Here is a 12,645-nt window from a genome sequence, read left to right on the forward strand (position 1 = left end):
TACCGCATTAAAATTCCCAAACTTTGCATTTAAGAAACCGGTTACACGGTAAGATTGTATTAAGTTGAAAAACAGGGAGGTGAGTTAAATGTATATTATTGGAATCACAGCGTGTACCGCAGGGATTGCGCATACCTATATTGCGAAAGAGAAGCTCGAGGTTGCTGCTCGTGCATTGGGTCATGAAGTGAAAATCGAAACACAGGGGACCATTGGTGCAGAGAACATTTTGACAGAAGAAGATGTTGCTCGTGCGAGTGTTGTTATCATCGCAGCAGATATTGGGATAAGTGGAAAAGATCGCTTTAAGTCTGTTCCGGTGGTGGAAGTTCCGATTAGCATTGTAATGAAAAGTCCAAAGTCATTGATTACAAAAATAGAAGCATCATTAAAGGAGAAGGAAAACTAATATGAAAAAATTCGAATTCAAACGTCATATGATGACGGGTATCTCTTACATGATTCCTGTCGTCGTTGCCGGGGGATTGTTGATGGCGTTAGGTAAAGCATTGGGGGGATGGGATGTTGGTAATCAAGAAGGTACCATTCCATTCATGATTAACTCACTTGGAGCTGCAGCAATGTCATTTGTTGTTCCGGTTCTAACTGCTGGTATTGCTTATTCTATTGCGGAACGGCCAGGTATTGCACCAGGATTAATTCTCGGTCAAATTGCGGTTACAAGCAAGGCGGGATTCCTGGGTGGTTTAATTGCTGGTATTGTATTGGGTTACTTTATTAATTGGGTAAAAACATGGAAACTCCCAAACTGGGCAAAGGGTTTAATGCCAGTTATGATTATTCCATTTGTTACAAGCCTTATTGTTGGTATGGCATTCTTACTCGTAATCTCAAAGCCAATCATCTGGTTTACAGAATTCTTAACCGTATGGATGATGAGTCTCAATGGGGGATCCAAATTTATCATGGGTGCTGTAATTGGTGCATGTATGGGATTTGACATGGGTGGACCAGTCAATAAGACAGCATCAGCTGTTGCGAATGGTTTGGGCACCGAAGGTGTCTATGGACCAATGTCCGCTAAAATTGTTGGTGGTATGACACCGCCACTTGGAATTGGTCTTGCAGCACTTATGGTTCCAAAGAAATTCACAAAGGTTGAAGTTGAAACCGCAAAAGCTGCAGTTCCAATGGGACTTGCGTTTATTACTGAAGGGGTCCTTCCGTTTGCGGCAGCCGATCCATTACGTGTTATTCCTGCAACAATGATTGGCTCAGCAATTGCGGGAGGTCTCTCAGTGATGTGGGGTGTTGAGTCGATTGCTGGCCATGGTGGAATCTTTGTTGTTCCCCAAATGACAAACCCAGTGTGGTTTATGGTTGCCCTTGCAATTGGATCGATCACAACTGCTGTATTGTATGCTGTGTTGAAACGTCCTGTTGATGAATCAAACTTTGAAAAAGAAGAAGAGATTATTGATTTAGATATTGAAATTCAAATTTAGTTTAGAAAGATGAGACAAAATATATGTATGTAGCAATGAATGATTTACTCCAAGACGCTCACAAGAATAACTATGCAGTTATGGCTGTAAACAGCATAAACATGGAAATGGTTCGTGCGGTTATCAGTGCTGCTGAAGAAGAGCGCTCACCCATTATTATTAACATTGGTCCAGGCCAAATGAAAAAACATGCAGATCCCGAAATCATGGTTCCAATGATCAAAAAATTGGCACACCATGCAAAGGTTCCTGTAGCACTGAACTTGGATCATGGCTCAGACCTTGATTTCATTATTAAGTGCATTCAATTGGGGTTCTCAAGCGTTATGATTGATGCGTCTTCTTTTGAATTTGAAGAAAACATCAAGCGTTGTTCAATAATCTCTGCGCTTGCCCATGCCCATAATATTACGGTCGAGGGCGAACTTGGACATGTAGGCCAAGCCAATGCGGGTGACAATCACCAGATTGACTTGTACACAAACCCTGAGCAAGCAAAAGAATTTGTAGAACGCACAGGCATTGATGCACTTGCTGTTGCCATTGGTACAGCTCATGGTAATTATCCAAAAGAATTCATTCCAAAATTAGATTTTGAGCGCCTTGCACTCTTGAAGAAAACACTGGATATGCCACTTGTTCTTCATGGTGGATCGGGATCAGGTCCTGAAAATATTAAAAAAGCGGTTGCGAACGGTATCAATAAGATTAATGTTTGTACGGATGCTTTCACTGCCGGGAAGACTGCGATGGTGAAGGCCATGGAAGCAAATCCAAATATTGACTACCTAGACCTTAACATTGCTGCTGAAGTGGGCATGAAACAATTTGTACGTGACTACATTCAATTGATTGGGTCGAAAGATCGCTATTATTATGGAGAAGTGATGGTCGTTGAACATGAGTAAGGGCATGAGAATTGCGCTGCTGAATGAGTTCAGTCAAGCTGCAAAGAATACAGTGATATTCCAAGAGTTATCAGCAGTAACCCAAGAAAATGGACATCATGCTTACAACTTAGGCATGAAAGATGATAACGATCATTACCTTACTTATTTGAATCTGGGGGTCATGGCTTCCTTGCTGATCAATACTGATGCCGTTGATTTCATTATCACAGGATGCGGTACAGGTCAGGGAGCACTCGCAGCGCTCAATGCCTTCCCAGGAGTTGTGTGTGGCTATTGCATTGAACCAACCGATGCGTTTCTTTTTGCACAAATTAACAATGGCAATGCCCTATCAATACCTTATGCAAAAGGATTTGGTTGGGGTGCTGAACTCAATCTGAATAATATCTTTAGAAATGCTTTTGGATCAGAGCGTGGTCAGGGATATCCACAAGAACGCAAAGAATCCCAGAATAGAAATGCAGCAAATTTGTTTGTCATGAAACAGGCAATTGCGAAAGACTACCTGCAAGCACTCAAAGCAATCGATCAAACAATTGTACGTGAGAGTGTCTTGGGTAAAGATTTTCAAAAATACTTTTTCGAGAACTGCAAGGATGATACAATTAGGGCATATATAGAGTCCTTAATTAGCCAGTAAATTTCCGTCAGAGGACTGCATGTTCATGCAGTCCTTTGATACTCATTAAAGAGTAACTGTTTAGCGTACGAAAGTTGAGGCATACAATGAAACAGAGAAAAGACGAGTATCATAATTCGAAAATTTTATTATACCTTTTGAATAATAACATCGTCACAGTGAATGAACTCAGTGAATGTGTAGGCTTATCCGATAAAACAATTCGAAATCGACTGAATGCGCTCAGTGTAATTCTGGATGAGAATGAAATGGGGCAAATCGTTAAAAAGCCACGTGTTGGAATCTGGTTGGATTCAACGGACATTCAAAAACAGAAAATCATGGCAATGATTTCCGATAATGGTCTTGTAAGTATCTCTGACACTGAAGTGGATATTACTAAGGAAATTAAAACAGAACTACTTAAAACATTTAAGAAGGACTATTTGGGCGTGACTGCAACCGCATTGTCACAAAAGTACTTTATCAGTCAAACCTCCGTATCAAGGAATATCAAACGCCTTTATGAATCGTTTACCCATCGAAATATTACGATTGTTACCAGTCAAAAAAATGGGATGTATTTGGATGGATGCGAAAATGACTTCCGATTGGTGTTAAAAGAGCATATATGCACGCGTGAGAACAACCAAATTGAAGAAGGGATTCTCGATTTCTTCGGTACTGTCGATATTGCGATGATCAAAGAAATCATTGTTCGGACCGAGAACGAATGGGGAATTGACGTTGATGAAATCTCATTCAACGAGATACTCGTCAGTATTTGCATTGCGATAAGCAGGGTCAAGTACAGCGATTCATTAAAATTTAGCCAAGATGAAACAGATGTTTTGGAACAATACGTTCAATTTCAATTTACAAAGTCTATTTGTACCAAAATTGAGAAGTACATGCATATTGCTTTGAGTGAAAAAGACTTGTGGCATTTATCGATCCAGATTCTCTGTGCACGATTCATTGAATCCAATGTATCCGACAACGATCCCTATACGGTCCTTGCCTATGATAATAAGCTCAAAAAATTTGTAGCAGAGATGATTGAAGTTGTTTCGGAAATCTTGGAGTTTGATTTGACCAAAGATCGTGTGCTCTACAATGGTCTAATTCAACATTTGCGTCCCTTATTCTTTAGGGTTCGATATGGTGTCAATCAGTCAAATGAAATGATTGAATACATTAAGAATGAATACAAGCATGTCTTTCGTGCAACATGGGCGCTCACAGGATTCTTTCAAGAACACTACAATATTGATATTACAGAAAATGAACTTGGCTACATTGCGATTTACTTCGAGGCTGCATTGCACCGACGCCAACCCGATCTTAAAGTCGTGTTGGTTACCAAACGCAATATGAGTTATACCCAATTAATGTCGGAAAAGATCAGTCGCAGTATGAACTTCGAAAAACGTATTGAGATTATAAATTATCATGATTTCAATATTGATAATCTTGATGATGTGGATGTCATTCTCACAACAGATGAACTGGATACGATTAGCTCGCGAATTATTGAAATGAATAACATCTTTGTTGATGAAGGTTTGCGCGAAATCAACACTAAAATTGCTGAAATTAAAAAGATGAAAATGAACCGCAAGACCCGTTTTGACACAATTTGTCATCAGCTCTTTACGCCAGAACTCATATTTTATGATGTTGAAGCGAAAGAGAAAAATGAAGTAATCAAAATGATGGCAGATGCAATGGTTGCGAAAGGTTATGTTACAGAGAACTACTACCAGACTGTTGTTAATCATGAGCGTTTTACTTCGACGGATATCGGAAATGGTGTTGCGATTCCGCATGGACTTCAAGATGAAATTAACGAAGCAAAAGTAGCCATAGCGTTCCTTAACAAACCAATCGAATGGGCTGCTGAAAAAGTCGATGTTGTATTCCTTCTTGCTGTAAAGATGGATACGAACAATGAAATTACAAAAACAAAAGCATTCTACAAGCAATACATCTACTTGATTGAATCCGATGCGAAGATAAATCGACTTCGAAGTATGGGATCGAGTGTTGAATTGTACAATTATTTAATAGGATAGGTGAAAGTATGAACTTAGAGAAGATACTAAATAAAAATGTGATAGATCTAAATATGAAGGCAAAATCAAAAGATGAGGCAATCCGACACCTGAGTGAACTTTTGCTTAAGGAAAACTATATTGAGGATATTGAAACCTTCGTGGATGATATTTATTTGCGTGAGGAAGAGGGTATCACGGGTATTGGTAATTTTATTGCCATTCCGCATGGGAAATCCGACTCAGTCAAACAAATTGGTATTGCGATTGGAAGACTGGATGATGAAATTGAGTGGGAAACGATTGATGAACAAGGTGTTAAGTTAATCTTCTTGTTTGCCGTCAGCAATGATACGGAGTACGCTACCAATCACATGAAATTACTGTCGGAGATTGCACGTAAGCTTGGAAACGATGAGGCTGTTGCACAATTGTTGGAATCACGAACGTACGAACAGCTTTCAAGAGTATTCGTACAATGATATCCTTTGGGTTATTCATTGTAGGGTTTGCGCTTATATGTGGAACCCGTGTGCGAAGAATGAAAAACGATCAAACTGAGGCGAGTGAGTTACAATTGGTCCGTTATGGTTATGCTGGATATGGAATCTTGCTAATTGCCTTTATTTGTTCGTACTACAGTTTATAGAAGAAGGTGAATGCAATGCGTAAAATCGTAAATCAGCCATTGGGTAGCACAACCATGGAGTATACAGGTCTTGAAGTGTTTGAATTGGAACCGGAAGATGTGCTGGAGATGACAGCGCCCAAGGGCGTTGAGTACTGTGTTGTTTTACTGTATGGATATGGTCACAGTACGATTAATGAAACAAATGAAAATCAAATTGGGAATCGCATGAGTGTATTTTCGGATACAGTCGCATATGCACTTTATATCTGTGAATTGGATTCGTTCCGGTTTGTAGCAACTACTGAGGCACAAATTGCCGTGTGTTCTGGAAAATCAAACGGAACCCATCCGAGTCGCATGATTCCCCCTAATATCAATGGAATTGAACAGAGGGGATATGGAAATATCAAACGGACTGCGAAGAACATTCTTCCGGAAAGTGACCCAGCCGATAGTTTGCTAATTGTTGAAGTCATCACTGAAGGTGGCAATTGGTCTAGTTTTCCTTCGCATCGTCACGATGAAAATGACTTACCGCATCAATCAATGCTTGAAGAGATTTATTTTCACAAAGTGAATCCGAGTGAAAAGGGGTTTGCGCTACAACGCGTTTACAACGATGATACGAGCATTGATGAAGCGTACGTACTGAAAGATAATACGGTTGTGAATGTGCCGCAGGGATACCACCCTGTGTCTGTACCGCCGGGTTGCACCCTCTACTATCTCAATGTAATGGCGGGTCCTACGCGAACCTGGGTTTTCCACAATGATCCGACATTTGAACACTTGATCAAATAAGATGGATAAAATAATTATACGGTCATTGGGGTATGTCTTGATGATTCTTGCGGGAATTGTTCTAAAAAACAAAGGGTTCTTTAAATCAGAGGATCGGTATGTCCTCGCTAAAATTAGTCTTAATGTCACAATGCCAATGGCCATATTCGCCAGTTTCAAAGGGTTTCATTTTGAAACATCACTGATTGCAATTATTGGATTTGGATTTGTTGTAAACCTTATCCTAGCGGGGATAGCATTGGTGGTATCGCGCAAAGAGAAACCCAAAGAGCGTGCACTCAAAATGTTGAACAACTCGAGTCACAATATTGGTAGCTTTGTGTTACCCTACTTAACAGGATTCTATGCACCTGAGGCCATGATTTATTCATCGATGTTTGATGTGGGAAACTCATTTTATTCGATGGGCATTAATTTGGGGATTGCGGAGGTTGTTTCTGGGAAACAAAATGACTTCAATCTGAAAGCATTCTTGAAGACTGTATTTTCTTCACCACCATTCATTACCTACATTGTTATGACACTTGTAGTTGTCCTCAATGTGACATTGACGGATGCAGTCTTTGAAATTGCCGATATGATGGGCCGGGCCAATGTCTTTATCGTGATGTTTATGTTTGGAATTATGTTTGAAATCCATCCAACCCGCTCTTCAATAAAAAAATCATTAAGTGTGCTGATGCTTCGTTATGTGTGTGCGACATTGATGGCAATTGTGGTGTGGCTGGTATTCCCTATTCCAGATGTTGCAAAGCAAGTCTTGACGATTGTTTTGTTTGCACCGATGAGCAGTGTAATTTCGACGTTCTGCCTATCGCTCAATTGTGATAGCGGAGTCAGCAGTTTTGTCAGCTCAGTCAGTATCCCAATTAGTATTGTAATTAATACAGTTTTAATCGCAATGTGGCAATTCTAATAAAAGTGGATGCATAAGAAAACCCAAGTCTACGCAATTGACTTGGGTTTTCTTATGTTTTATTAGGAAAAATGATGACCGAGAACTGTCAGGATTCTCAAGAGCTTCTAAGTGCAGATTGTATTTGAGGAAGACAATAGCGGTGCAACAAAGAAGGGTCAATCATAAATTGTAATAGGCCTTCAGCATCAGTTGTTCAAAGGAGAGTTTGTGACTGAAGGCATGTATGGCTGTTATTATTATTGTTGTTGTTGTTAGTGTCCAGTAAGTTCACGAGCGCTTACAATCGTTGAACTAGTCTAAAATTGATTTCAGGTAATTAGAGATTTCTTGATCTTGTGAGTTCTTGAAGAACATATCTTTAAACTCAGGATAATTGATTGCTGACTTTAGGAAGTCTTGGTCAATTTCCTTTAAGATTTTGATGAGTGGTTGGTGAGTGACTGCTTTCACAGAATCTAAGATCTTCTTATTGCGTTGTTCAGGGATAACGCGATCTTTAGGGTATCCACCACCAAATGGCTCGGAAAAGAGTTTCTCGAAAGTATAGTTTAAGTTTACTTCGGCTCCCCATCCAAAACCTTGGGCAAAAGGCATGGCAACACAGTTTCCATCGTTAACTTGTCCAAAAAGGAAAGCGTCCAATGGCGTTACAATATGACCACAGAGAACATTTGGAAATGAGTTACAAGCAAGCATTGCGCCTTGTCCTGTTCCACATCCTGTAACAACAAAGTCAGCTGCCTTTGTTGTAAGGAGGATTGAAGCGATAAGTCCGTTTTGAACATAGGTTAATTGGTGTTCTTGCTCATTACTATACATGCCGTAGTTATCTACTGTATGTCCTTTTTTCTCAGCTTCTTGAACAAGCGATGTATAGATAATGCTGTTCTTTGCAGCTTGTGAGTTTTCATTAATTAATGCGATTTTCATTGTCAGTACGACCTCTTTCTTTCTATTCTGGTTGTTTTCCGATGTATGCTAAGATACCGCCGTCAACATATAAAACATGACCGTTTACAAAGTCTGAAGCTTCCGATGCTAAGAAGACTGCAGGTCCCATTAAATCTTCAGGTTTTCCCCAACGTGCTGCTGGAGTCTTTGAGATAATGAAACTGTTAAATGGATGACCTTCCACACGTAACGGTGCGGTTTGTGGTGTTTCGATGTAACCCGGTCCAATTCCGTTACATTGGATGTTATGTTCGCCATATTCTGAAGCGATATTTCGTGTAAGCATCTTTAACCCACCTTTAGCAGCAGCGTATGCAGACACAGTTTCACGTCCAAGTTCACTCATCATTGAGCAAATGTTAATAATTTTTCCATGACCTTTTGCAATCATACTTGGTAGGACTGCTTTAGACATAATGAAGGGGCCGTTAAGGTCGATGTCGATAACTTGACGCCAATCTTCGACGCTCATCTCAATCATTGGAATACGTTTGATAATTCCTGCGTTGTTAACAAGAATATCAACAACTCCAACTTCTGTTTCGATTTGTTTGATCATTGCTTGAACTTGCGCTTCGTTGGTAACATCGCAAACGTATCCGTGTGCTTTGATTCCAAGTTCTTTATAGGCATCAAGACCTTTATTAACAAGATCTTGGTTGATGTCGTTAAAGACAATCGTCGCTCCTGCTTCGGCGTAGCCTGTTGCAAGTGCCAATCCAATTCCATAAGACGCGCCTGTTACTAGGGCGACTTTTCCGTCAAGGCGGAAGTTTTCCATTTTAAATGTACTCATAGTTTAATCCCTCTCTATCGTTGAACGCGACCCGAGCCATCGCCCTTGGCCAACGCTAATACTTCATCCACACTCACGCGGTTATAATCCCCTTCGATTGAGTGCTTTAAACAACTTGCTGCAGTTGCAAACTCAATCGCATCTTGATTGGAGTAATCATTCAAGAGTGCATAAATGAGCCCGCTACCAAAGCTATCACCACCACCAACACGATCGACGATGTGCACGTTATATTTCTTTGAGAAATATGCATGTCCATCGACATAAAGCATGGTTGACCAAATATTGTCACTTGCGCTGATTGATTCGCGCAAGGTAATGGTAACTTTTTCAAAATTGAAACGTGCTTGCAATTGCTTGGCAACATCAATGTAGTTTTCATGGTTAATTTCACCAAGATCAACATCTGTTTCAGCAGCCTTAATTCCGAAGACTTTTTCGGAGTCTTCTTCGTTTGCGACTAACACATCAACGTATTCCATTAATGCTGACATGGTCTCTTGTGCTTGTGCTTGAGTCCAAAGCTTCTTGCGGTAATTCAAATCACAACTAACTTTAAGACCTTGTTTCTTTGCTTCTTTAAGGGCTGCCAATGTAATTGCAGCAACATTCTCTCCAAGAGCGGGTGTGATTCCAGTAAAATGAAACCAATCATATCCTTCAAAGATTGTTTCCCAATCAAAATCATCGGCACTTGCTTCTGCGATTGCGGAGTGAGCACGATCATAGATAACGTTGCTGGCACGCTGTGATGCTCCTTTTTCAAGGAAGTAAATACCAACACGATCGCCACCGCGTGTTATATGACGTGTCTCTACACCATAACGGCGTAAGTCGTTGACTGCACTTTGACCAATTGCGTGGGTTGGTAACTTTGTTACAAACGCAGCATCAATGCCGAAGTTAGCAAGCGATACAGCAACGTTTGCTTCGCCACCACCATACGTAGCGAGAAAGCGATCCGCTTGTGTAAAACGGTTATACCCTTCGGGTACGAGGCGAAGCATAATTTCGCCGAATGTAATTACTTTTTTCATAAGACCTCCTACATTTTCACATCTGGATTAATCAGATGTATTGCAAACCCATTAATCTCACGATCCAAGTAGGCAAAGTTAATGCGATTCGTTTTTTTATTGCGTGTAATTGTATCGTCTATAGCGTGAACGCCAAGTTTGTTGAGTTGATACAATGCGCGTTCTGGATATGGGGTGTAAATCCCAATATGACCATGTTTACCACGTCCCATTGTATTCATGAATTCAAAGCCTTCACCCGCGAAGTGGCTTTTGGGTTTGCCATAATAGGTAAAACCAAAGAGTTCGCAAATAAGTTTCGCATTTGCTTCCGCGTCATTTGCATTGTCATGATTGATACCAACATGAATCAAGCGATAGCTCAGTAAATGTTTAATGGCTTCTTTTGTAAGTTGCGTTATATGGTCCCAATTGCCAGCTGCAATCTCATCGGCAGGTAACATGAAGCTGCCACCGATGGCTGCGACATTGGGTAATTGCAAGTATTCATGCATGTTCGCTGCGTTTATACCGCCAGAGGGCATAAATGAAATACCACTGTAAGGACCGGAGAAGTCTTTAAGTTTGCGTGCACCACCGCTGGATTCAGCAGGGAAGAACTTTAATGTTGTGAGATTGAACGCCATGGCTGCTTCAATTTCTGATGCAGTTTGCACACCTGGAATGATGGGGATGTTATTTTCAACACACCACGCTACAACCTCTTCATTAAATCCTGGTGTTACAATAAACATTGCACCGGCATCTTTTGCTTGTTGTGCATATGCAACCGATGTTACGGTTCCAGCACCAATCACCATATCTGGATAGTGGGCCACAATGTCACGGATGGCTGTGGTGGCATATTCGCTGCGGAAAGTGATTTCCATACAATCGATACCGCCATCTTTCAATGCTTTTGCCATTGGTAAGATATCGTCAGTGTTTTCAATCTTTACTACAGGTACAATGCCGATATTTTGTATTCTTTCGAGTATTCTGCTCATATTCATGCTCCTTTTCAGGGTTTTTATGTGTCCAGCAAGGGTAAACCACCAACCAGTAAGCACATATTAATCCAGTAAACCGGTTTTGTCAACTGGTTTACTAAAATAGTTACCGTTTTTGTATATAATAAAGATGGAAACCGATGTGGTTGTGCAAAAAGCGATAGAAATCACATGAAAGCGGTTTAATTATTTTCGAAAAAGAGTTGACATTCCCCATATTCAAGCATAAAATGGGGTTGTCCAGTAAACCAGTTTATATAAATCAGGAGGTACTATGTCAACGCAAATTAAAGCGGTAGTAATTGAAGACATTTTGAAACAAGATGAATTTCTTACGAATCCGAAACTTACGCAAGCCGAGATAACAACGGCCCTTGATGATGTCATTCGTAAGATTGATATCAACATGGAATACTTCAAAGAAAAATTTCCTTGGAGTGCAACTCGAGATCTACTATATCCAATCATTGAGAATGTTGATTGGACTGAAGGATTTTGGACTGGCCAGTTATGGCTCGCCTATGAATACACAGGGGATGCGAAATACAAAGACTTAGCGATGCTTAATGTAAGGTCGTTTAGAGATCGTCTTGATCGCAATATTGAATTGGAACATCATGATTTGGGTTTCTTATACTCACTATCATGTGTTGCCGCCTATAAAATTACCGGAGATGAGTTTGCCAAAGAAACAGCAGTTTTAGCTGCAGATAAGCTTATGACGCGCTGGCAAGAAAAAGGTGAATTCATCCAAGCATGGGGAGAGTATAACAATCCCGAACATTATCGTTTCATCATTGATTGTCTTCTAAACATTCCATTGCTCTATTGGGCAAGCGAAGTTACCGGGGATATGAAATATGACACGATGGCGCGTAAGCACTTTGCAACAAGCGTTAAATATGTTGTGCGAAGTGATGCCAGTGCTTATCATACGTTCTATATGAATCCAGTGGATGGCTCACCCGTTCGTGGCGCAACTCGCCAAGGATACAGTGATGACTCTTCATGGGCACGTGGTCAAGCGTGGGCAATTTATGGGATTCCACTCAATATTCGTTACACACATGATACTCAAGCTACCGATTTATACATCGGCATGACAAATTACTTTTTAAACCGTCTCCCTAAAGATAACGTACCGTTTTGGGACTTAATCTTTACAGACGGTGATGATCAATCACGTGACTCCAGTGCCGCGGCAATTGCAGCATGTGGAATGATGGAAATGAACAACTATCTCAGTGATGATGCTTTGAAATCAATCTATGATGGCGCAGTTCATACAATGATGCGCTCACTCATTAACAACTATACTGAAGCACGCCACAACCCTGGGAATCCAATCATTTACCATGGTGTCTACTCATGGCACAGTGGGAAGGGTGTTGACCAAGGGAATATCTGGGGCGATTACTTTTACTTAGAAGCATTAATGAGACTGCACACAGAATGGAATCCATATTGGTAG

Annotated in this window: 13 protein-coding genes; 9 read left to right on the forward strand and 4 right to left on the reverse strand. The window is 40.6% G+C overall.

Annotation, left to right across the window (positions count from 1 at the left end; all coding sequences use genetic code 11):
- Window positions 1-88: 88 nt before the first annotated feature.
- From G7062_RS02730 to G7062_RS02765, 8 genes are all read left to right on the forward strand, one after another.
- Complete coding sequence (locus G7062_RS02730) at window positions 89-409, forward strand: PTS fructose transporter subunit IIB (protein ID WP_166064394.1); 321 nt, start codon at window positions 89-91, stop codon at window positions 407-409.
- A gap of 1 nt (window position 410) precedes the next feature.
- A complete protein-coding gene (locus tag G7062_RS02735) occupies window positions 411-1,466 on the forward strand; it encodes a PTS fructose transporter subunit IIC (protein WP_166064395.1) in 1,056 nt (351 codons plus the stop codon).
- Between the two features lie 23 nt (window positions 1,467-1,489).
- Entirely contained in the window at window positions 1,490-2,374 is an 885-nt protein-coding gene (locus G7062_RS02740) for a class II fructose-bisphosphate aldolase (RefSeq protein ID WP_166064396.1), read from the forward strand.
- A 4-nt stretch (window positions 2,375-2,378) separates the two neighbouring features.
- Window positions 2,379-3,017 (forward strand): RpiB/LacA/LacB family sugar-phosphate isomerase, encoded by a 639-nt coding sequence (locus G7062_RS02745; RefSeq protein ID WP_166064397.1) that lies wholly within the window; start codon window positions 2,379-2,381, stop codon window positions 3,015-3,017.
- An 86-nt stretch (window positions 3,018-3,103) separates the two neighbouring features.
- Window positions 3,104-5,071: a PTS sugar transporter subunit IIA gene (locus G7062_RS02750; protein ID WP_166064398.1), complete on the forward strand. Its 1,968-nt coding sequence runs from the start codon at window positions 3,104-3,106 to the stop codon at window positions 5,069-5,071.
- A gap of 8 nt (window positions 5,072-5,079) precedes the next feature.
- Window positions 5,080-5,532, forward strand: coding sequence for a PTS sugar transporter subunit IIA (locus tag G7062_RS02755; protein ID WP_166064399.1), 453 nt, complete (start codon window positions 5,080-5,082; stop codon window positions 5,530-5,532).
- Window positions 5,533-5,714: 182 nt separating this feature from the next.
- Window positions 5,715-6,482, forward strand: coding sequence for a 5-deoxy-glucuronate isomerase (gene iolB / locus G7062_RS02760; protein WP_166064400.1), 768 nt, complete (start codon window positions 5,715-5,717; stop codon window positions 6,480-6,482).
- Between the two features lies 1 nt (window position 6,483).
- Window positions 6,484-7,398, forward strand: coding sequence for an AEC family transporter (locus G7062_RS02765; RefSeq protein WP_166064401.1), 915 nt, complete (start codon window positions 6,484-6,486; stop codon window positions 7,396-7,398).
- Between the two features lie 294 nt (window positions 7,399-7,692).
- On the opposite strand, the gene G7062_RS02770 is transcribed toward G7062_RS02765, so the two are convergent.
- From G7062_RS02770 to G7062_RS02785, 4 genes are read right to left on the reverse strand one after another with little or no spacing between them, the layout of a single operon-like run.
- Window positions 7,693-8,331, reverse strand: coding sequence for an RpiB/LacA/LacB family sugar-phosphate isomerase (locus G7062_RS02770; RefSeq protein ID WP_166064402.1), 639 nt, complete (start codon window positions 8,329-8,331; stop codon window positions 7,693-7,695).
- 22 nt (window positions 8,332-8,353) lie between these two features.
- Complete coding sequence (locus G7062_RS02775) at window positions 8,354-9,148, reverse strand: gluconate 5-dehydrogenase (protein ID WP_205700146.1); 795 nt, start codon at window positions 9,146-9,148, stop codon at window positions 8,354-8,356.
- 14 nt (window positions 9,149-9,162) lie between these two features.
- Window positions 9,163-10,185: a sugar kinase gene (locus G7062_RS02780; RefSeq protein WP_166064403.1), complete on the reverse strand. Its 1,023-nt coding sequence runs from the start codon at window positions 10,183-10,185 to the stop codon at window positions 9,163-9,165.
- Between the two features lie 8 nt (window positions 10,186-10,193).
- On the reverse strand, window positions 10,194-11,171 hold the full coding sequence (locus tag G7062_RS02785) for a bifunctional 4-hydroxy-2-oxoglutarate aldolase/2-dehydro-3-deoxy-phosphogluconate aldolase (protein WP_166064404.1): 978 nt from the start codon (window positions 11,169-11,171) through the stop codon (window positions 10,194-10,196).
- Window positions 11,172-11,448: 277 nt separating this feature from the next.
- Between G7062_RS02785 and G7062_RS02790 the strand changes: the two genes are divergently transcribed.
- Entirely contained in the window at window positions 11,449-12,645 is a 1,197-nt protein-coding gene (locus G7062_RS02790; RefSeq protein ID WP_166064405.1) for a glycoside hydrolase family 88 protein, read from the forward strand.

Origin of the sequence: Erysipelothrix sp. HDW6C (genome assembly GCF_011299615.1) — a bacterium.
Classification (GTDB): Bacteria; Bacillota_I; Bacilli_A; order Erysipelotrichales; family Erysipelotrichaceae; genus Erysipelothrix.

Coding starts and splice junctions, on each gene's coding strand:
- G7062_RS02745 (WP_166064397.1), top strand. CDS start 2,379: ATGAGAATTGCGCTGCTGAATGAGTTCAGTCAAGCTGCAAAGAATACA.
- G7062_RS02730 (WP_166064394.1), top strand. CDS start 89: ATGTATATTATTGGAATCACAGCGTGTACCGCAGGGATTGCGCATACC.
- G7062_RS02780 (WP_166064403.1), bottom strand. CDS start 10,185: ATGAAAAAAGTAATTACATTCGGCGAAATTATGCTTCGCCTCGTACCC.
- G7062_RS02775 (WP_205700146.1), bottom strand. CDS start 9,148: ATGAGTACATTTAAAATGGAAAACTTCCGCCTTGACGGAAAAGTCGCC.
- iolB (WP_166064400.1), top strand. CDS start 5,715: ATGCGTAAAATCGTAAATCAGCCATTGGGTAGCACAACCATGGAGTAT.
- G7062_RS02770 (WP_166064402.1), bottom strand. CDS start 8,331: ATGAAAATCGCATTAATTAATGAAAACTCACAAGCTGCAAAGAACAGC.
- G7062_RS02735 (WP_166064395.1), top strand. CDS start 411: ATGAAAAAATTCGAATTCAAACGTCATATGATGACGGGTATCTCTTAC.
- G7062_RS02755 (WP_166064399.1), top strand. CDS start 5,080: ATGAACTTAGAGAAGATACTAAATAAAAATGTGATAGATCTAAATATG.
- G7062_RS02740 (WP_166064396.1), top strand. CDS start 1,490: ATGTATGTAGCAATGAATGATTTACTCCAAGACGCTCACAAGAATAAC.
- G7062_RS02785 (WP_166064404.1), bottom strand. CDS start 11,171: ATGAGCAGAATACTCGAAAGAATACAAAATATCGGCATTGTACCTGTA.
- G7062_RS02790 (WP_166064405.1), top strand. CDS start 11,449: ATGTCAACGCAAATTAAAGCGGTAGTAATTGAAGACATTTTGAAACAA.
- G7062_RS02750 (WP_166064398.1), top strand. CDS start 3,104: ATGAAACAGAGAAAAGACGAGTATCATAATTCGAAAATTTTATTATAC.
- G7062_RS02765 (WP_166064401.1), top strand. CDS start 6,484: ATGGATAAAATAATTATACGGTCATTGGGGTATGTCTTGATGATTCTT.